The organism is Bacteriovorax sp. PP10, assembly GCF_035013165.1.
GTDB lineage: Bacteria > Bdellovibrionota > Bacteriovoracia > Bacteriovoracales > Bacteriovoracaceae > Bacteriovorax > Bacteriovorax antarcticus.
Window position 1 is genome coordinate 1,398,816 of record NZ_JAYGJQ010000002.1, and the last position, 18,713, is coordinate 1,417,528.

General features: G+C 39.6%; 17 protein-coding genes. 4 read left to right on the forward strand and 13 right to left on the reverse strand.

Annotated elements, in window-relative coordinates; all coding sequences use genetic code 11:
* The first annotated feature begins 89 nt into the window (after positions 1 to 89).
* On the forward strand, positions 90 to 2,135 hold the full coding sequence (locus tag SHI21_RS16785; RefSeq protein ID WP_323578071.1) for an alpha-ketoacid dehydrogenase subunit alpha/beta: 2,046 nt from the start codon (positions 90 to 92) through the stop codon (positions 2,133 to 2,135).
* Between the two features lie 131 nt (positions 2,136 to 2,266).
* Complete coding sequence (locus SHI21_RS16790; RefSeq protein WP_323578072.1) at positions 2,267 to 3,619, forward strand: HD-GYP domain-containing protein; 1,353 nt, start codon at positions 2,267 to 2,269, stop codon at positions 3,617 to 3,619.
* An 84-nt stretch (positions 3,620 to 3,703) separates the two neighbouring features.
* Here SHI21_RS16790 and SHI21_RS16795 read toward each other — a convergent pair whose 3' ends face one another.
* From SHI21_RS16795 to SHI21_RS16825, 7 genes are all read right to left on the reverse strand, one after another.
* On the reverse strand, positions 3,704 to 4,126 hold the full coding sequence (locus SHI21_RS16795) for a hypothetical protein (RefSeq protein ID WP_323578073.1): 423 nt from the start codon (positions 4,124 to 4,126) through the stop codon (positions 3,704 to 3,706).
* Between the two features lie 99 nt (positions 4,127 to 4,225).
* Complete coding sequence (locus tag SHI21_RS16800) at positions 4,226 to 4,678, reverse strand: hypothetical protein (protein WP_323578074.1); 453 nt, start codon at positions 4,676 to 4,678, stop codon at positions 4,226 to 4,228.
* A gap of 153 nt (positions 4,679 to 4,831) precedes the next feature.
* A complete protein-coding gene (locus SHI21_RS16805) occupies positions 4,832 to 7,048 on the reverse strand; it encodes a CHASE2 domain-containing protein (RefSeq protein WP_323578075.1) in 2,217 nt (738 codons plus the stop codon).
* Between the two features lie 13 nt (positions 7,049 to 7,061).
* Positions 7,062 to 8,645, reverse strand: coding sequence for a tetratricopeptide repeat protein (locus tag SHI21_RS16810; RefSeq protein ID WP_323578076.1), 1,584 nt, complete (start codon positions 8,643 to 8,645; stop codon positions 7,062 to 7,064).
* A gap of 82 nt (positions 8,646 to 8,727) precedes the next feature.
* Complete coding sequence (locus SHI21_RS16815; RefSeq protein ID WP_323578077.1) at positions 8,728 to 10,227, reverse strand: FecR family protein; 1,500 nt, start codon at positions 10,225 to 10,227, stop codon at positions 8,728 to 8,730.
* A gap of 214 nt (positions 10,228 to 10,441) precedes the next feature.
* Positions 10,442 to 11,164 carry a hypothetical protein gene (locus SHI21_RS16820; RefSeq protein WP_323578078.1) on the reverse strand — a complete coding sequence of 241 codons (723 nt, stop codon included), beginning with the start codon at positions 11,162 to 11,164 and terminating at the stop codon, positions 10,442 to 10,444.
* The gene (locus SHI21_RS16825) at positions 11,164 to 11,874 is read right to left on the reverse strand and encodes a DUF3943 domain-containing protein (protein ID WP_323578079.1); all 711 of its coding nucleotides are present in this window, start codon (positions 11,872 to 11,874) and stop codon (positions 11,164 to 11,166) included. The genes SHI21_RS16820 and SHI21_RS16825 overlap by 1 nt, the downstream gene beginning before the upstream one ends.
* Positions 11,875 to 11,969: 95 nt before the next feature.
* Between SHI21_RS16825 and hemF the strand changes: the two genes are divergently transcribed.
* Positions 11,970 to 12,869 carry an oxygen-dependent coproporphyrinogen oxidase gene (hemF, locus tag SHI21_RS16830; protein ID WP_323578081.1) on the forward strand — a complete coding sequence of 300 codons (900 nt, stop codon included), beginning with the start codon at positions 11,970 to 11,972 and terminating at the stop codon, positions 12,867 to 12,869.
* 3 nt (positions 12,870 to 12,872) lie between these two features.
* A complete protein-coding gene (locus SHI21_RS16835; RefSeq protein WP_323578082.1) occupies positions 12,873 to 13,772 on the forward strand; it encodes a DMT family transporter in 900 nt (299 codons plus the stop codon).
* An 87-nt stretch (positions 13,773 to 13,859) separates the two neighbouring features.
* Here the strand turns inward: SHI21_RS16835 and SHI21_RS16840 are convergent, their stop codons facing one another.
* The 6 genes from SHI21_RS16840 to sufC all read right to left on the reverse strand — a co-directional run bounded on the left by SHI21_RS16840 (position 13,860) and on the right by sufC (position 18,713).
* On the reverse strand, positions 13,860 to 14,501 hold the full coding sequence (locus SHI21_RS16840) for a hypothetical protein (RefSeq protein ID WP_323578083.1): 642 nt from the start codon (positions 14,499 to 14,501) through the stop codon (positions 13,860 to 13,862).
* 67 nt (positions 14,502 to 14,568) lie between these two features.
* Positions 14,569 to 14,718, reverse strand: a complete 150-nt coding sequence (locus tag SHI21_RS16845; RefSeq protein WP_323578085.1) for a hypothetical protein — start codon at positions 14,716 to 14,718, stop codon at positions 14,569 to 14,571.
* A gap of 118 nt (positions 14,719 to 14,836) precedes the next feature.
* Complete coding sequence (locus SHI21_RS16850) at positions 14,837 to 15,418, reverse strand: NifU family protein (RefSeq protein ID WP_323578086.1); 582 nt, start codon at positions 15,416 to 15,418, stop codon at positions 14,837 to 14,839.
* A 16-nt stretch (positions 15,419 to 15,434) separates the two neighbouring features.
* On the reverse strand, positions 15,435 to 16,661 hold the full coding sequence (locus tag SHI21_RS16855; RefSeq protein ID WP_323578087.1) for an aminotransferase class V-fold PLP-dependent enzyme: 1,227 nt from the start codon (positions 16,659 to 16,661) through the stop codon (positions 15,435 to 15,437).
* Positions 16,658 to 17,923, reverse strand: a complete 1,266-nt coding sequence (gene sufD / locus SHI21_RS16860; protein WP_323578089.1) for a Fe-S cluster assembly protein SufD — start codon at positions 17,921 to 17,923, stop codon at positions 16,658 to 16,660. Before sufD ends, SHI21_RS16855 begins: the two co-directional genes overlap by 4 nt.
* Positions 17,924 to 17,942: 19 nt before the next feature.
* On the reverse strand, positions 17,943 to 18,713 hold the full coding sequence (sufC, locus tag SHI21_RS16865; RefSeq protein ID WP_323578090.1) for a Fe-S cluster assembly ATPase SufC: 771 nt from the start codon (positions 18,711 to 18,713) through the stop codon (positions 17,943 to 17,945).

An 18,713-nucleotide genomic window follows, 5' to 3' on the forward strand; every position in this document is an offset into this window, starting at 1 on the left:
CAAGACGTTAAAAAAATTATCCAAATTGTAGAATGAAATCTTTTTTGTTACTATCTAATTTCTTATATTTTTTATGACTTGGGGTATCTATGCTGAAAAAAGTAGAAAAGAAGTACTCGGCCAAAAAAACGCCGAAAGCTGAACTAAAAAAATGGTATGAATTAATGACTCTTGGGCGCTTACTAGATGAACGTGCGCCAAATTATTTAAAGCAAGCAGTTGGATGGTCTTACCATGCACCGTATGCTGGACATGATGGAATTCAATTAGCAATCGGACAAACTTTTGTAAGAGGAGAAGATCATCTTTTCCCATACTACCGCGATATGCTAACTGCAGTGTCTGCTGGTGTTAACGCTGAAGAAATTATCTTAAACGGTATTTCAAAAGCAACTGACTTAGCATCTGGTGGACGTCACATGTCTAACCACTTTGCCAAACCAGAATGGAACATTCACAACGTATCATCGTGTACTGGTAACCACACACTTCACGCTGTTGGTGTTGCTCGTGCAATGAAGAGATATAAGCACAAAGGTGTTGCGATTTCTTCTCAAGGTGAGTCTTCTGTATCAGAAGGTTACGTTTACGAAGCAATCAACGGAGCTTCTGTTGAAAAACTTCCAGTTGTTTTCGTTTTCCAAGATAATGGCTACGGGATTTCGGTTCCAAAGCGTGATCAAACGGCAAACGAGCGAGTTGCTGATAACTTCACAGGATTTTTAAACCTAACAATTATTCACTGTGACGGAAAAGATGTTTTCGATTCTATGTCAGCAATGGATGAAGCTAGAAAAATCGCGATTGAAAAAAGTGAACCAGTAATCGTTCACGCTGACTGCGTTCGTATTGGAAATCACTCGAACTCAGACAAACACGAATGGTATAGAGATGACGCTGAAATTGCAGCTGCAAAAGCGCAAGATCCATACCCACGTTTTAGAAAAGAACTTTTAGATGCAAAAGTTTTCACAGAAGCTGAACTAGCTGCTGTTGATGAAGCGATGAAAAAAGAAGTGCTTGATGCCCATACAAAAGCAATGAAAGCACCAAACCCGGATCCAGCTTCTATTTATGATTTCTTATATGCTGAAGCTCACGTTTCAACAAAATACCCACAAGGTACGCATAACGAAACTAGTGAACCAGTAAAGTTCATTGATTCAATCAATGGAACTCTTAAAGCTGAATTCCGTCACAACCCAAATACTTTTATCTGGGGTCAGGATATGGCCAACAAAGAAAAAGGTGGGATTTTCAACGTATCAAAAGGGATGCAACAAGAATTCGGAATTGACCGCGTATTCAACGGGCCAATCGCTGAAGACTTTATCCTTGGAACGGCAAACGGTTTCTCTCGTTTTAGAGATGATATCCGCGTGTGTGTTGAAGGTGCAGAATTCGCTGACTACTTCTGGCCAGCTATGGAACAATACATCGAAATGTCTCACGACTACTGGAGATCTAACGGAGCGTTCTCACCGAACGTTGTTATCCGTCTAGCTTCTGGTGGATATATCGGTGGTGGTCTTTACCACTCACAAAACCTTGAAGGATCTCTAGCTGCTATTCCAGGTATCAGAATCGTTGTTCCAGCTTTCGCTGACGACGCTGCTGGATTACTTAGAACTGCTTTCAGATCAAAAGGACCAACTCTTTTCCTGGAGCCAAAAGCTCTATACAACTCAAAGTCAGCAATGACTCCTGTGCCTGAAGATTTCGAAGTACCATTCGGAGTTGCTCGTACAAGAAAAGAGGGGAAAGACCTTACAGTATTAACTTACGGAAACACTGTTCATATGTGTCTTGAAGCTGCTAACAGATTAGAAGCTGAAGGGTTCAATGTTGAAGTTATCGATTTACGTTCAATCGTTCCTCTAGACGTTGATTCAATCGTTAAGTCTGTTAAGAAAACAGGTCGCTGCCTAATCGTTCACGAAGATAAAGTTTTCGGTGGATTCGGTGGAGAGCTTGTTGGTGTTGTTAACGAAAAAGCATTCGAATACCTTGATGCTCCAGTGAAACGTATTGGTTCAACTAATACTCCAGTTGGATTCAACCGTATTCTTGAAAAAGCAATCCTTCCAAATACAGATCGTATTTATACTGGAATGCTAGACTTACTAAAATACTAAGTTACTGTTCAAGAGGCCGCTTTTTGCGGCCTCTTTTTTTTCCTGATTAATCTCCTTAAATTGCCTCTCGTACAAAAATCATTGTGTGCTATTCTTGTTTAGTTAGAAAATATTTTAATTCTGGACTGCCTATGAGTAGAACTCTTGTCGTTTGTGATAATGAATTTTTGAGTGTGTTGTACGTGATGAACCTTGAGGTTTATCTTGCCACTTCTGTGGAGCTTGTAACTTCTGCAGAGGCCGCTATTGCTGTTCACAAAAAGAAGAAGAACTTTGATCTGATCATCTCACTCGATATAATTAATAAGCAAGATGCCTTCCAGGAAATAAACGCGTACCGTGGATCATATGGTGTGAAGACCCCACTTATTAAAGTAGGAGCGGATGCAGACCAAGATATCGATGCTAAAACATTTGCTGTTTCTTCTCGCTATAATATCCAATCACTTTTAAAAAAATCTGCTTCTATTTTGAATGTTACGGCCAAGCAAATGGCAGAGCTACAAATGGGAGACTATTATCCTATTTCGATGACTCCAATTGAAGGGCTCTCGAAAGCTCCATGCAATCTTTATTACGAAGTGAACTCGCAAAAGAAAATGTTGGCACGTACTGATGATGCCATCGAAGAAAGTTTGAAAAATATTAAATCCCTCGGTGTTGATCAGGTTTATGTAAAGAGCTCTGACCGTCTGGTTATCGTCAATAATGTTTCTATTAAGTTAATTGAAAAAATTACTTTAACCCTAAAGAATTTATCAGGTGAATCCACAGAAAAGAAAGTTGAAGTGTTGAATGATGGTTATGAATTTGCCATGGCCAATTTATTTTCCAGTGAGGAAGTGAAGCAGGAAATGGCAGAGATTGCAACGGCCTCTTCTAAAGTTATGACTGAAGTTGTGAAAGAGAATATCCAACTAAAAGGCCTTATTTCTACACTGATGAATAATAAAAGTGGTTATATTTTTATCCACTCGATGATTACGAGTTATGTGGCCAATCATATTATTAAGAATGTGACTTGGGGTGGAGACGGGCAGGCGGATAAGATTAACTTTGTTTTATTTTTTCATGATATTTACTTAGCACCTTTGTATTTGAAATACCCTGATTTGAAATTTGAGAAATCCCTTTTAAATAGTCCGTTATTGAATGAAAAAGAAAAAGATATAGTTATGAACCATGCCCGCCTTGCTGCTGAGTTGGTTGTGGCCTATAAGCGCTGTCCGATGGGCGCAGACATCTTGATTAAACATCACCATGGGATGAAGAAAGGTTCGGGCTTTGCCAGTAAGTACCCAGAGGATCTTTCACCGTTGTCGAAAGTCTTGTTGGTTGCAGAAGCGTTTGTGGAATTGTTTGTTGAGATTACAGATAAGAAAGAGAAACCTGAGATGAAATTGATAATACCTAAGTTGATTGAGGAGTTTAGTTCTCCGTCTTATATGAAAATCGTACAGACGTTAGTGAATATGCCAATCTAAAAAATAAAACAGGAAGGCCCATCTATGATAAATGGGGCTTCTTGTTTTAAGTATTAAAATCTAGATTATTTTTAATAATATAACTTATTGGCAAGTTACAATTTGTATTTCGCCACAGCCGAAAGCGACCTGAGTCTCGTGTAAAGCACTGTACTTAGCTTCAGTTAAATTTCTTCCTGTACCACCACGCGTGTATCTATTATCTACACCATCGAAACCAACACAGGCAGCTACACAGTAATTTGAGTTTTTTTGTGAAGTAACTGTAGCGGATTCTACAATTATAGGTCCTCTTCCTCCACATCCAAAATTTAATTGAACATTATAAAGTGCACTGGTTTCGGCTTCAAGTTTCGTCCAACCTACACCATATGCAATAGCTTTTAAATTTGCTCTACCGGTCATATCCTTACAAGCAGCATAACTGAATACGAAGGGCCCTGGATCCTCTGAAGAGAAAGATGGTTGGATCGTTGTAATGGCAAGAACTAATAATAAACTCTTCATAAAAACTCCTTAGACATTAGTGAATATGCCAATCTAGAAGACCCACGATGACCCACATCAAATGATGTGAGTTATCGTAAGCGTATAAGCAGATCTTTTTTATTTTAGTTCAGCATCACTACAAGTCACTTCACCTTTGAATACGAAAGGCTTTTGAAGTTTAACTTCTACATCACTCTGTAAGTTTTTACCTTTTTGATCTGAAACGAGCTGAGTGAAAGCAATCTTTTTTTCCAATATTGCTCCATAGTCCCCAGATTCATTCCCTGTTAGAACACCAGCTATTTTGCCTTTCTTGTTTTGAGAAAAATCATTAACGACCGCAAGGAAATTTTCTTGGATTGTCTCGTTAATCTTAACTTCTATATTTTGAGCATCCGTAAGTTTTATTGCGATTGATTGGTCAGTTGAGACAACACCGAATTCTGCTGCATTCCAAATGTTTCCTACGCCGACACAATTTAATGTTTTTAATTCCTGGCCTTGAGACTGGGCAAAAAGTGGGAGAGACATTGTGGCCATTAGTGAGCAAAGGAAAAAATACTTTTTCATATGGATCTCCATGAGGTTTGTGATCCTATGGTGACATGCCTAAAATATTTAAGGTGGATTGTGTAAAAGTAACAGGAGTGTGGAAACCATTAATATTATGAAATATAGCTTCAAAAATAAAAAAACCACACCAGAAGATGCGGTTTTTTTATGTTACTTCGACTTGTGAGTATAAGATCCATCCCAATTCGGCGCCGGTGGAACTTCAATAAAGTCCGCACACATCTTCAGCATCCTCTCAAAACTTGGATCTTCAGGAAACTTCTGCGCAAGTGATTTAAAGTTTGCAGCAGCATCAATAAACTTCTGACTTAAATACATCTGGAAAGACTGCTCATACATCTCCAGAGCTTCACGCTCATTAATCAGTGGGTGAGTCGAGTGCAGAACTTCATAAATCGTTACCGCGTTTTCTTTCCCTTTAACTTTTACTTTATCCAGAGTTCTAAATGTGAACTCCTTTTGAAGATCAGCAGGAATTGAATTTTTTGTGTACTCTGAAATATTTAACTGAACACCATAGTACTTACAAAGCGACTCAAGACGAGCACCAAGGTTCATGTTGTCACCTAAGGCCGTATAAGAAAAAATCTGATTCGATCCCATGTTTCCAACTGAGCACTCACCAGTGTTTAAACCGATACCGTGTTTGAATTGTGGGAATCCGTCGCGCTCGAATTCAACGTTGATGGCCGGAAGCCTGTCGATCATCTGCAAGGCACCTTTAACGGCCCAATACGGGTGATTTTCAAGGTCAACGGGTGCTCCCCAGTAAGCAACCATGGCGTCACCGATATACTTATCTAGTGTTCCGTTATGCTCGAAGAGTGTATCCGTCATCATCGTCATGTACTTGTTCAAACATAGAGTCAGCTGTTCGGGAGTCAGGCGTTCTGAGATGCTGGTAAAGTCACGAACGTCAGAGAAGAAAACGGTAATATTCTTTTTCTCACCACCAAGACGAACTTTGTCCGGGTTTTTAAGAAGGTCGTTAACGATTGAAGGAGCAAGGTAGCGAGAGAATGTCCCGCGGATCTTTTTCTTTTCTTTATTAGAAGCGTAGAAATGCAGAAAGGTTGACCAGGAGTAACAGGCCAGTACGGAGAAGAGACAAAAGAATAACCGGGTATTGTAGCCCCTAGGTATGAAATAATAAGTATCGAGATAGAAGAGACCTGTAAGAATTAGAATGACTGCAAAGAAGTCGAAGATAGGGTTTCCTAAAAGCATGACACAAATAATGGCAACACTTCCACCAATTAACATGACCCATGAGATTTTCGCTGATTCATCTTCTGAAACTAAAAACTTTCCTTCAAGCAGCATGTGAACCATGTTCATGTGGAAAATGATCCCAGGAAGAATTGGATCAACAGGTGTATTTCTTAAATCGTTAGCACCGTAGGCAGTTGATCCGACAAAAACCAGTTTATCTTGAAAAACTTTTTTCATCTCAGCATCGTTGTCTTTTGCTTCAAGAATTTCCCAGACTGCTTTTGCAGGGAAGTGATCAAGACCTCCAAACCATCTAACTTTTGCTTCTCCATTATAGTTTACAAAAAGATTTCCTTTTTTTGTTTTAATAGAGGCCGATTCAGGAGAAGGGATGTTGATAACAACTTTGTCGCCAGAAAACATTTCATAGGCCTGAAGGGCAAATGAAGGGAAGTATAAAGACGTAAGGTTCGCAGTCACAGGATAGTGTCGAAAGACTCCATCAGTGTCTGCTTCGGCTTCAATGTGGGCAAGACCCGTTTCTGCATTTGTTAAAACTTCAATTGGGAAAACTTTTTTCTCTGCTACATACTCCTGAAGATTACTTCCTTCGGCCTGTCTGGCATCCATCATATAGTTTAGTAATGGATCAGGAGCATCTTTGAAATAATTGGCTTCATCTTCTGAGTCTTTATCTTTTTTCCCTACAGAAAAAGGCAGGATAATTTTGCGGCCAGGAGTGGATTGAAATTTTTTAAAAGTTTCAGCAAGAAGTAAGTCGGGAGACTCAGCATTACAAGCGAGTTCTGGTTCTGAAAAGAAAACGTCGAATGCCACAACTTTAGCACCAAATGTATCCAGCTTATTAACCAGTTTTACCAGTTCGTTTCTGCTCCAAGGCCAGCGTCCGATTTTTGAAAGAGATTTATCATCAATAGCAGCTAGAACCAGACGGTTGTCTTTTTTATCTCTATCAATCGTCAGTTTCATTCTTAAATCGAAAAAACGATCTTCGAAAAATGAAGCGTAATTGTAAATAAAAGACTGATTGGCAAAAGCATTAATCTCTCTGGCATTAGTAGAGAGGAAAATGCTGGCTGCACTGAACATGATAATCGCTAAAATTCCCAGGTACTGGAAGATTCTAAAAAGCATGATTTACACTCCACTAAAAACTATAGCGATACTCTGTTGTGAAAACACTTTTTGTATAAGCGTAGTTAGGATCGTCTGATGAACTCTTAGTGAAGTCATAGTTAATACTAATTTTGCTCTTATCACTTAAATCTTTTGCCAGATCAATTGAAGGATTCAATGAAACTTCCGTTCCACGAGTGGTTCTTTGATCAAGAGTGTCTGTCATCGTTGTTGCTAGTGCCAGTCCCAATGTATAAGTCGGTCTGATTTCCGGGATGATGTAGTCCAGGCGAAATAGGAATGTATTGGTGTTAGTTGCTGTATTGTTAAAGTTGTCGATAAAATCCGCTTCAAACATCGCGACAATTAAATGCTGGATAGGTAAGAAGATGGTCTGGTCTGCGCTGAATGCCGTCGTATGGTTACTGATGGCCTCGCTAGCACCAACGTAATTTTTTCTTTTCAATTTAAACGTTGTATCACCAAAATCGAAATAACTAAAACTCTCCCCGAAAGTGAAAGTTGTGGCCTTTGCATAAAATTCTTTTTTCTTTTGTGCCTGCCAGTCTTTGTTAGTTTTCGAGTAATCAATATCAAATAGGAAACTTGCAGGAAGCTCTCTTATTTTGTGCTCATATTTATTTTTAAGAGCGAAGTTCATCACGAAAGAGTCGTTTTGATAAACTTCCGGCTCTGTTCTGTCAGAGTGCTGAGTATAAGTCAGTCTGGCCTCAGGTGAGATGATATAGCGTTTATTGATAATGAAATCATAATTACCGTAAGCTTCGGTTTCAAAAATAAAAGAAGCTTTCTTCGTTTGTTGAACGTTGTTTTCTTCGTTCACCAAAGAGATGTTGTCGTCGTGACGAATCTTTTGAGATACATAAGCATTGTAGCGCTTAGGGTTTACTCTTCTGCCGTTAGCAAGCAGGTTAGGATCGAGGTTAAACTCTACCATCACTTCTGAAATCCTGTGATCGATGTCTGTCGCAAGAGATGACCTTTTATCCAGGTTATAAGCAGAGTTCATCATAGGTAGAATGAATTTTTCCACACGACGTTGCAGATCTTCTGGTTGAGCTGATTTTTCACGGGCAATCGAAAGCAGGGTTTCACCTAATTGAAACTGTGCAATTTGTTTCATCTTGTCGTCTGATGCTTTATCTTTGATGGCCTTGATGAAATATACTTTGGCCACTTCATGTTCTTCTAAAATTTGTGAAATGTGAGCGACATAATAAAGCGAAGCGGGACCATTGAATTTATTATTTGCAGAAGTCTTGAAAGCTTCACGCGCTTTTTTTAATTCATTGGCAGCGTAGAGTGCTTGCCCGTATTCGTAGTAGAGGTCGCTGCTGGTATTTTTTTCACGAATAGCAACTGCAAAGTTAGCAGCGGCCTTATCGTATTCCTGCATCTTAGAATAAGTTAAACCAAGCAGGTAAGACTTAGTTCCCAGTGTGCTGTCTTTCATGTTGTTTAAGGCTTCAAGTGCTTTCGGATATTGTCCGGCCTTAAAACTTTTGTAGAATTCTTCCTGAGTGTTGGCGAAGGCGCTTGAACTCATAAGAATAAGCGCAGCAGAAGCTGTGATCGATAAACGATTGAGAATCATTGTTACATCCCTATAACAAAAAAAGCACCCACTAGGGGTGCTTTAGTAATTTGTGTTCTCAATAATTATAAGTGATATTTAATTACTGTGCATTGAAAATAAATTTTACCTTACTGCTGGTAGGGACTGTAACCCCACGGTCAGTAGCCGTCTGTTTTGCTGCGGCATTTTTTTCAAGAACCGCAGCTGCTTTAGCGGCCAGATCAGCGGCAACGTTAGGTGGAAGAGTTGTTGTCGGCGGTGCTGAGCTTGCTGGAGCTCTTGAAGGTGGTGCTACCGGCTCAGCATGTGTATCGGCGAAAACCTTGGCTTCACCACTAAGTACTACTGGAACTTTGATGTCTGCAGCTGGAGCAGTACTTGCCGGCGCTCTTCCATCTGTCCCTTCAGTCGTAGTTGCACTCACATCTCCTTCTTTTTTAGGAGCATCTTCTTTCTTTTGTTCTTCTTTTTTATCTTCCTTCGCAGGCTCTTGAGCTTTCTTAAAAGCATCAGCATCTACTACGGTAAACTTACCATCGGCACCTAATTCAAGACCAGCTGGTGCTTTATATTCCCCAGTAACTTTATCGATTTTACCAAACGTTTCCGGAACAACATAAGTTCCAGAGTTGCTATCAAACACAGCATTGGTTGGAGGAGGGATGATGTTAACAGTGTTAAGGTCGATAATACTTCCCGCTGGAAGTTTATATTCACCAGTATCATTGTTAAAAAATCCTTCAGGTGCTGCTGCTTTCTCACTAAAATTTGTTGGCATTGCTTTTACAGAAATACCCATTTTAGAAACTTCTTTATCTAAATCAGGAGACGTATTAGAAAACGCTGCCCCTTCTGCTCCAGGAGGAATCGGGTTTCTAAATTGTTTTCCACTATCTGTTTCAGATGATTCTTTAATCCCAGTCTCGTTACCTTCAAGAGCTTCAATTTGTTTTGTCCCAAGTTTTGTAGGAACCATTGCTCTTTCGGCCACGTTTGAGTTAACGGCAGAAACTTGTCCTTGTGTGACGAATACGGCCTTGTCACTTGAGACCACTCGCTCAAGATTTTGTTGGTCAAATTTATTTTCTCTAATGTCCTTTCCAATGTGGGCCATGGCCACTTTACCTTCGAAAGTAATTAAAGATGTGTTTTGGTTGTCTGGATTGTAGTTAACCTGGAAATCAGTTCCACGAATACCCATCGCTGCAGTTTTTGTTTTGATATAGAGTTTACTTTTACTCTTATCATCCATTTCCATATAGTCTTTTGTAACCTGTGATCTGATTTGTCCTTTCACCAGTGTGATAATCCCAGCTTCTTTTTTAGGAAAAGCGTTGATGATCATTTGTGAATTTGGCCCTAAGTTCATTTGTGATTTATCAATGAAGAGAAGCTTCACGAAACTTTTTTCTGCAGTTTGAACGACAGCACCTTCTGGGATTGATTGATCAGCTTTTACATCAATGATGGTTCCATCAAGAAGTTTTGCTTTAACCATTCCTCGCATGACCACAACCTTCGCAACGTTTTCTGCTGCAAAAGAGTTGAAGGCAATAAAAGTGACAGTCAGGGTAGTAAATAATTGCGATTTGAGTTTCATAAAAATCCTTCATTTAAAGGCGCTTATCAGTCATCTCATCGTTAATTATAGGTTACTTCTTTAGGAGAGTTTTACTTTACGCCAACCCATTAATATTGGGAGAAACAATAAAAAATGCCTTTAAATAATGGCCATAAAAATTGCTAAGAAGATTTTAAAAGACTGAAATTAGAGGAGACGAAAAGTCAGGTATTTAACTACTTTGAGACCCATATTAAAAAAGGGCCATTCCCGCACGAACGATAATGTACTGGCCGGAGAAATCGTTTGAATCACCTTCGGATAGAGTGATGACATTTGCTGAATTGCTGGCATCTAAAATAGAAACTTTGTAAGAGTGCATGTAGCTGTAACCAACTTCTAAAAAGATAGGGTGCATTTCTTTGAATGGTTTAATTTCTTCGAAACCAATAAAAAGTGATCCACCGTAATTTTCAAAACTCACTCTTTTTTTATCGTTAAATCCACCAGTGGTTATTGGATGTCTAAAGACAAATGTTTGCAGTGACCATGATGGGCCGAAACCAAAGTAGATGTTTGCTAAATTTAAAATCGAATAGGGTGTGTAGTATTTTATCTGTGGGCCGATACTGACAAGTCGGAAGTGACCACCACCTCTGATTGTATTGCTGCTGTTGTAATTAAAACTTACATCAGTGAAGCCTCCGAAGATCACATCGCCGGCCATGGCGAATTCCCAGTTGTCATAGCGGTATCCAATACTGGTTACAAACCCCAGACCGACGGTCTTGGTTTCATCTTCAGGGTTTCCATCGTCTTCGATTTCGGTATGGTCGATCAGGCGGTCAGTGTGAATTTGAGTCAGGTTGAATGATAGTCCCGCGCGTAGTGTGAATTTATCTGAAGAAAAAATATCAGCACTGGCCGTATTAACCAAAATGAAACTTAAAATAAAAAAGAGAATGAAGTTTTTCATCAGAACATCAACTCCACTTTTACCATGGCGCCTTTATCTTCCGGTTCAAACTTGGGAATGATTAAGGTTCTGCCTTCGTACAAAGGAAGAAGTGTGGCCGGGTTGATAAGGTGTCCGACAATTTTTCCGGCCGTAGTTCCAGAATTAAGAAGAGACATTGAAAAGCTTTCAATTCCAAGTCCCAAAACTGTTCCCAGGATAGGAGTCATATAAAGATCCTGCACGCTGGCAGGTTCAGTTAAAATTTCGACAGTCAGTTCAAAAAGAGTTGAGCTGATTGTGGTTAAACCTAAAGCACTCATGCGCGAGTAACCTTGAGCTCGGTATAAAAGAAAAAGTTGTGATCCACTGATCGGGTGCACGAAAAAATTCCAGACCGGCTCATCTTTATCAAATACGAGCTTCCCGAAATTATTTTTGTATTGATTAACACCATCATGAACTTTGAAAACTTTTGGTTGAATCAGCGGATAGAAAACCCAGGTAAGACCGTAAACGACCCCGACATTTGTAACTGTTTCTTGAACACTGTGAGTTCGCTCAGTGTAGCCGTAATGATAAAGGTTTGTGCGACGTCCGCTGACCGGATCCACAATGACGTCGTTATCAATGTAAGGTTTTGCATCACTATTATCGGCCGTTTCCGCACGAACTTGACTGACTTCAGTCAGTGAAAATAAAAGCATCAGCGTAAGGACAAACTTAGTCATATATGGTATTAATTATTATCTTTTTAGGGCCTTATATTTATAGTCCAGTTTTAACACATGGACCCCTCGAATGAAAAGAAGACATGGGAATAATTATGCAAGATTTAGAGACTAAAAAAGTTGAGTTTCATCGTTATGTGAGAGCACTTCAAGACGAAATTACTATGGCACTTTTTGATGTCGATCCTAAATTAAACTTAGAAGAAGACAAATGGGAACGCCTTGATCATACAGGGAACCCCGGAGGCGGCGGGATCACTCGCGCTTTTACAGGAGAGATCATTGAAAATGCTGGAGTGAACACTTCAATGGTTTTTGGTGCCATCGATCCGGCCTTTGCTGGTAAACTCGGAGGAACCGGGGACCAGATGTGGGCCGCAGGTATCTCACTTATCATTCACCCAAGGAACCCACGTGTTCCTACTGTTCACGCAAATTTTAGAATGATCCACGCTGGTGAAAAATTCTGGTTTGGCGGTGGGGCAGACTTAACTCCATACTACCCGCACGTCGAAGACTTCCAGTATTTTCACGATACATGGAGAGAGGCGATTACTCCTTATGGGCATTATGAAGAGTGGAAAAAAACGTGTGACAGCTACTTTGTGAACACTCACAGAAATAATGAAATGAGAGGAGTCGGAGGTTTTTTCTACGACCATTTTAATACGACAGATATCGACGCTGATCTTGAAATGGTAAAAGACATTTCATCAAACTTCATTGATTCTTATTTCCCGATTGTTGAAAAAAGAAAGGATGAAGCTTTCGATGCCGAAGACGAAGACTTCCAACTTCATAGACGTGGCCGTTATGTTGAATTCAATTTACTTCACGACCGTGGGACAATGTTTGGTTTAAAAACCAATGGAAGAACGGATTCAATTCTCATTTCTCTTCCAGCTCGCGCGAAGTTCTCATACAAGTACAAACCAAAGGCCGGTTCAGTTCACGAAAAGATGATGGAGTACTATTATCCTCGTGAGTGGAATTAAGAGATGTTTATAAACATTCTTCTCTTAGTTTTCGCTACTGCAATCTGGGGATACGGATTTGTCGCGACCAGATGGACGCTGGTTGCTCTTGATCCTTATTGGGCCAATGCTCTTCGCTTTGCCGTTGCAGGAATTTGCTCAACACCCTTTTTACTTTATAAAAAATCATTCACGAGAAAAGATAATATCCTTAAAAAAGCTTTTATCAGTTCGATCTTTTTATTCGGGATCATGCTTTTTCAAACCATTGGTTTGAGTCTTACGACTGTGGCAAAAAGTGGATTCATCACAACTTTATACACGCTTTTTATTCCGGTCATCACGATGATCGCTTTCAAAAAAAGATACCGTCCGACATTCTGGCTTCTGCTTCTTCTGGCGATGTTTGGAATGGCCTTAATGTCTAACCTGGAAATCAAAGATTTAAATCTTGGAGACTTCTACACGCTGATATGCGCAGTCTTTGGTGCCTTACATATTATTTACGTAGGGAGAGTGGCCAATCATATCGAGTCACCGGTTGAGTTTAATTTTCTTCAGAACTTTTTTGTGGCCCTGATGTCGCTTGCAGTCGCTTTTATCATGAAGGGCAGTGTGGACTTGAGTGTGGTCATGGATCCAGCTCACAACGTGCTTATCGGCCTTCTCTATCTGGGAATTTTCTCCAGCATGATTTCTTTTACCGCTCAGATTGTTGCCCAGAAAAAAATCCCGGATCATATCGCTGGATTGATTTTTTTAATGGAAGCTCCATTTGCCGCAATGTTTGGTTATATCGTTTTTAGTGAGGCATTGAATGTGATGAATCTGCTAGGGGCGGGAGTGATTATGGTGTCGGTAATCTTGGTTCCAATTCTCGGAAGAGAAGTGACCGCGAGGCTTAAAGCACCAAGCAGTCACTAAGATTATCGTGTAAACCTAACTCTTGAAAAAGTAAGTTCATCTCATTCATCATTCAAACCTAGTAAAAATGCTACGCATTTTTTAGGTTTACTGATTAAATTTTTTGTACACGTTCATGATCTGAGACTTAACTTGTCCTTTCATATCTAACATAAGAAGAACACCTGAGTTTTCTCCGTTAGTATCAGCTCCAACGATAGAAACTGTACCTGCTCTTTTGTCACCAATGTAGTATCTAAAAGATGCGATTGCTCCATCAACACCAACTTTAGTTGGAAGGAAGATACCAAAAACATCTTTACCAACAAATAGGCTCATGTTGTGGAATTTTTCAATTGAGAAAGCTACAGCAGGAAGAGATCCTGAAGTAATCCCTGGAAGGTTTCTTCCACCAGGAAGTTTCGCTGGAGGAAGAGCATCTAATCCACCATCAACGATATCTTTTAATGAAATAGAAACTGACATTAAAGTTCCTGCAGATTCTAGATCTGGAGAAATTTCAATGTATGAGTATTTATATTTTGGAATGTTGTAACGAAGACCACCGTCTAATTGAACGTTATCAAAAACCGCAGAGATCATCAGGTTGTCCTGAAGAAGAGATACTGTCGGCCCTTTCACACCAGCGATCTGGATATTTGTTGCATCGTTTTTACCACATGAAGTAGTAAAACCTAGAGTCATAATAGTTGCAGCTGTTAATACTGACGTTTTCCATTTTGATAACATAAAAATGTTCCCCTGTTAGTTTGAGTTCGGATATTTTTATGTCCATTCGGAAATGGTTTTAAAAAAATTAGGATCTATTTTCGATTGAAAATTTAATTTTTATGAATTCGATGATTTCTTCATCGTTTAGGTTCGGATGTTGAGTTTTTTGATCAGCGATGATCGACTCAATTTTACTAAGAATAACTAACAGGGGATTACAATTTTGAATGATCATTAAGATCCTCCTGTTAGTATTGTAGATTAAATGTTTGAGTAGTCAAACTCTATTTCAGGGAGTTTTGGGAAAATAAGATAAGTGCATGAATATGCAAGAGAAAAGGAGGGCCTGAATTTTAGAATTCAGGCGCAATATAAACTTCAATCTCTGGGTTCAATTCATCACGTAGGATGGCCTTAATCGCCTCAAGAGTCCCCGTTGTCGAGCTTGGGCATGTCCCACAGGCCCCTTGGTACTTAACCATCAGAATGTTGTCTTGATAAGTTAGTGCCTGGATATCTCCACCGTCTCCTTGAAGACCGGGGCGAATAGTTTTATCAAGAATCGCTTCGATCTGTTGAAGCTCAGGAGATAGATTTTTTCTTCTGTCTGCTTCAGGATTTGGATCGTTGTAGTTTGGATTGTGAGTCGGCATAAATTCTTTTAATGCTTTCATTACACCCGTTTCAACACTGTTCCAGTCTTCGTAAGAAAACTTTGTAATAGCGATAACGTTTTCAAAAAAGTGTAGTTGATCAATTCCTCTTACCTTGAATAACTCAAGAGCAAGTTGGTTTTCTCCACATTCACTTGGTGACTTGTATGTTGAATTTCCTTCCATCTTCACTGGAATGTTCATGATGAACTTCAGTGCATTTGGGTTCGGTGTAGGTTGAATGTCGATATCAAGTTCAGTTTCCATAATGGCTTCACTCATATAATTGTCCTTTTAATTATAATAAAAATTCTTTTGCTTTCTTTATAGCTGCAATAAACGTGTCGACGTCTTCTTTCGTGTTGTAGAAAGTAAAACTTGCGCGAGCACAGGCCGTAATTCCAAAACGCTTCATAAGAGGTTGAGTACAATGGTGACCAGTTCTGATTGCTACACCTTGTTTATCTAAAAGTGTTCCCAGGTCGTGAGGGTGAACACCATCAATAACAAAAGACAGTACACCTGATTTTTCTTTTGCTTCACCGATAAGTCTTACACCGCTGATCTTTTTAAGTTCGCTTGTCGCGTACTCAAGGAGCTCAGTTTCATAAAAGTTAACTGCATCCAGACCAATTGATAATAAATAATCAATCGCTGATTTGAAGGCGATCACTTCAGCAATTGCTGGAGTTCCTGCTTCAAATTTATTGGGAAGAATATTGTAAGTTGTTTTTTCAAACGTCACTTCAGAAATCATCGCTCCACCACCTTGGTAGGGAGGCATTGCATTTAACAGGTCTTCTTTTCCGTATAAAATTCCCAGACCGTTTGGCCCGTAGATTTTATGAGCAGAAAAAACCATGAAGTCACAGTCTAAATCCTGGACATCAACTTTTTGATGAGCAATTGATTGAGCAGCATCAAGCGCAAACTTAGAACCGTTTGCGTGAGCAAGTGCGGCCATTTCTTTTACCGGGTTTGTAGTCCCCAGAGTATTTGAAGTATGAACGACTGATACGATTTTCGTTTTAGGAGTTAAAAGTTTTTTATACTCATCCAGAGAAATTTCACCAGCATCATTGATCGGAATCATGACAACTTTAGCGCCTTTTTTCTCGGCAATCATTTGCCATGGAACGATATTTGAATGGTGTTCCATTTGAGAAAGAAGAATTTCATCTCCCGCTTTTAAGTATTGTTCTCCAAAAGAGTTTGCCAGCAGGTTGATCCCGTCAGTTGTTCCTTTCGTGTAAATAACTTCGTGAACATGTGCCGCGTTGATTAAATGTTGAACAGTCACTCTCGTTTCTTCGAATGCGCGAGTCCCCATTTCTGAAAGCGTGTGCACGCCACGGTGAACGTTCGCCACATCCTGACTTAAGTGTTTTGTCATCTCATCGATCACAACTTGAGGCTTCAGTGTTGTCGCCGCATTGTCGAGATAGACTAAAGGTTTATCATTCACAGTCGTACTTAACTGTGGAAAGTCCTTTCTGATTTTTGCAACGTCTAGTGTAGATTTCATAAATTCATCTCACTTAAGGCCGTTCTTTCAAAGTTTTCTTCAAGCACTTTTAAAGCACGTTCTTGAATAGGTTTGCTCTCAATTAAATAAAGAACGTCGGCCGCGAATCCGTGGCATAACATTCTTTTTGCTTTATCTTTTTTGATCCCGCGAGACTCAAGATAGAATTCTTCTTCCTGAGATAATTGTCCGACAGTTGCTCCGTGAGCACATTTAACATCGTCAGCAGCTACTAAAAGTTGTGGGCGAGTGTCGATATGAGCTTTTTTCGAAAGCATTAAATTCTTATTTAACTGGTTAGAGTTAACTAACTGAGCGTCTTTGGCGATGATGATTTTCCCAGTGAAAGCACCGTGAGACTCTCCAGCTAAGATCCCTTTGAATAATTGATCAGAGTTAGTATGAGCGGCATCGTGGTGAATATTTGAGAAGATGTCAGCGTGCTCAGATTTTGTTAAAGCGTAAAGGCCGTTAACGTGAGCTTCTCCACCAGTTCCTACAATGTGCACGTCGATATTGTGACGAGCTACTAAAATTCCCAGGTCAATAGTCATTGATTTAAACTGAGCATCTTTTTCAACTGTGGCAGAAGTTAATCCGATATGAGTTGAAGCGATGGCTTCGTTTTGGAATTTTACGTGTTCAACAAAAGCATTCTCTAACACATCAAAGTGAATCGAGCTGTTTGTTGTATATTGGAATAATAAGTTCTGAGTCGAAGTGAAAAACTCAGCGATAGAAACTTTAGAAAATGGTTCTGCCACAACAGTGATGCGTGGAGAGACGATTTTATTAACACCAGCATCATCCACTAAGTGAACAATTGTGATCGGGAAGTCTATAACCGTGTTCTTTTTAATTTTTAAGAAAAGAGGTGATAGGGCCACACTAAAGTTAAGTGCATCGAAAGTATCGAAGAACTTCTCACTTGGTCTTTGCTGATCAATCACAATTCCTTCCGGAAGAACTGATTGATGACGGTTGAAGACTCCGTTATTTAGAATAATCATCCCTCGGCGGTCGATCACTTCTTTCGGAAGGTCATGAACGATTTCACTGGCACGAGTGAAAAAGCGTGGAGAAAGATTCTTAGAAATATTTGTGTAAATCCAGTCTTCGTGTTTTTTTGTAGGGATCCCCAGTGTCTTGAATTGTTCAAGAGCATTTTTCATCGCCTGATTGTAACTGGCACCAAGTTCTGTCGTTGCCGTATAAACGTCAGCAGAATTTTTCACTAGTTCATTTAATAATACGTTTTCCATATATTCTCTTTAAGCTACTTTAGATTTTATTTGCGTGTTCTTTAATCAGCCACTCGTAACCTTTTTCTTCAAGTTCAAGTGCGAGCTCCTTTCCACCAGATCTAATAATTTGTCCTTGGTATAAAACATGGACGTGATCTGGAACGATGAAGTCTAGTAAGCGTTGGTAGTGAGTTACTAAAATAGTTGCATTGAAGCGCGATCTAAGAGCGTTCACACCTTTTGCTACGATTTTTAGAGCATCGATATCAAGACCAGAGTCTGTTTCATCTAATAGGGCAAGACGTGGGTTTAAAACTGCCATCTGAAGGATTTCATTTTTCTTTTTTTCTCCACCTGAGAATCCAGTGTTTACCGGACGGTCAAGGAAAGCTTCGTTCATTTCTAAAAGATCTAGCTTTGGTTTTAAGAACTTTCTGAAGTCTTCAGCGTTCATTTCCGGAGCACCGTTGTACTTACAAGTTTCATTGAATGATTCAAGTAAGAAAGTGAAGTTTGAAACACCTGGGATTTCTACCGGGTATTGGAAACCTAAAAAGATTCCGCTTTTTGCGCGCTCATCAGCTTCTAGTTCAAAAAGGTTTTTATCTTTTGCATTGATTTTGTAAGTGATCGTTCCTTCCGAAACTTCGTACGAAGGGTGTCCTGCAATCACTTTTGAAAGTGTACTTTTCCCAGAACCGTTAGGTCCCATGATCGCGTGCACTTCACCGGCCTTAACTGTTAAGTTAATTCCTTTTAAGATTTCTTTGTCGCCGATTTTGGCGTGGAGATTTTTAATTTCAATCAT

Excerpts from the sequence above, each read along its gene's own strand:
- SHI21_RS16815 (WP_323578077.1), bottom strand. The coding sequence starts at position 10,227 with ATGAAACTCAAATCGCAATTATTTACTACCCTGACTGTCACTTTTATT.
- hemF (WP_323578081.1), top strand. The coding sequence starts at position 11,970 with ATGCAAGATTTAGAGACTAAAAAAGTTGAGTTTCATCGTTATGTGAGA.
- SHI21_RS16785 (WP_323578071.1), top strand. The coding sequence starts at position 90 with ATGCTGAAAAAAGTAGAAAAGAAGTACTCGGCCAAAAAAACGCCGAAA.
- SHI21_RS16820 (WP_323578078.1), bottom strand. The coding sequence starts at position 11,164 with ATGAAAAACTTCATTCTCTTTTTTATTTTAAGTTTCATTTTGGTTAAT.
- sufC (WP_323578090.1), bottom strand. The coding sequence starts at position 18,713 with ATGATTGAAATTAAAAATCTCCACGCCAAAATCGGCGACAAAGAAATC.
- SHI21_RS16805 (WP_323578075.1), bottom strand. The coding sequence starts at position 7,048 with ATGCTTTTTAGAATCTTCCAGTACCTGGGAATTTTAGCGATTATCATG.
- SHI21_RS16790 (WP_323578072.1), top strand. The coding sequence starts at position 2,267 with ATGAGTAGAACTCTTGTCGTTTGTGATAATGAATTTTTGAGTGTGTTG.
- SHI21_RS16795 (WP_323578073.1), bottom strand. The coding sequence starts at position 4,126 with ATGAAGAGTTTATTATTAGTTCTTGCCATTACAACGATCCAACCATCT.
- SHI21_RS16840 (WP_323578083.1), bottom strand. The coding sequence starts at position 14,501 with ATGTTATCAAAATGGAAAACGTCAGTATTAACAGCTGCAACTATTATG.
- SHI21_RS16810 (WP_323578076.1), bottom strand. The coding sequence starts at position 8,645 with ATGATTCTCAATCGTTTATCGATCACAGCTTCTGCTGCGCTTATTCTT.
- SHI21_RS16825 (WP_323578079.1), bottom strand. The coding sequence starts at position 11,874 with ATGACTAAGTTTGTCCTTACGCTGATGCTTTTATTTTCACTGACTGAA.
- SHI21_RS16850 (WP_323578086.1), bottom strand. The coding sequence starts at position 15,418 with ATGAGTGAAGCCATTATGGAAACTGAACTTGATATCGACATTCAACCT.
- SHI21_RS16845 (WP_323578085.1), bottom strand. The coding sequence starts at position 14,718 with ATGATCATTCAAAATTGTAATCCCCTGTTAGTTATTCTTAGTAAAATT.
- SHI21_RS16855 (WP_323578087.1), bottom strand. The coding sequence starts at position 16,661 with ATGAAATCTACACTAGACGTTGCAAAAATCAGAAAGGACTTTCCACAG.
- sufD (WP_323578089.1), bottom strand. The coding sequence starts at position 17,923 with ATGGAAAACGTATTATTAAATGAACTAGTGAAAAATTCTGCTGACGTT.
- SHI21_RS16835 (WP_323578082.1), top strand. The coding sequence starts at position 12,873 with ATGTTTATAAACATTCTTCTCTTAGTTTTCGCTACTGCAATCTGGGGA.
- SHI21_RS16800 (WP_323578074.1), bottom strand. The coding sequence starts at position 4,678 with ATGAAAAAGTATTTTTTCCTTTGCTCACTAATGGCCACAATGTCTCTC.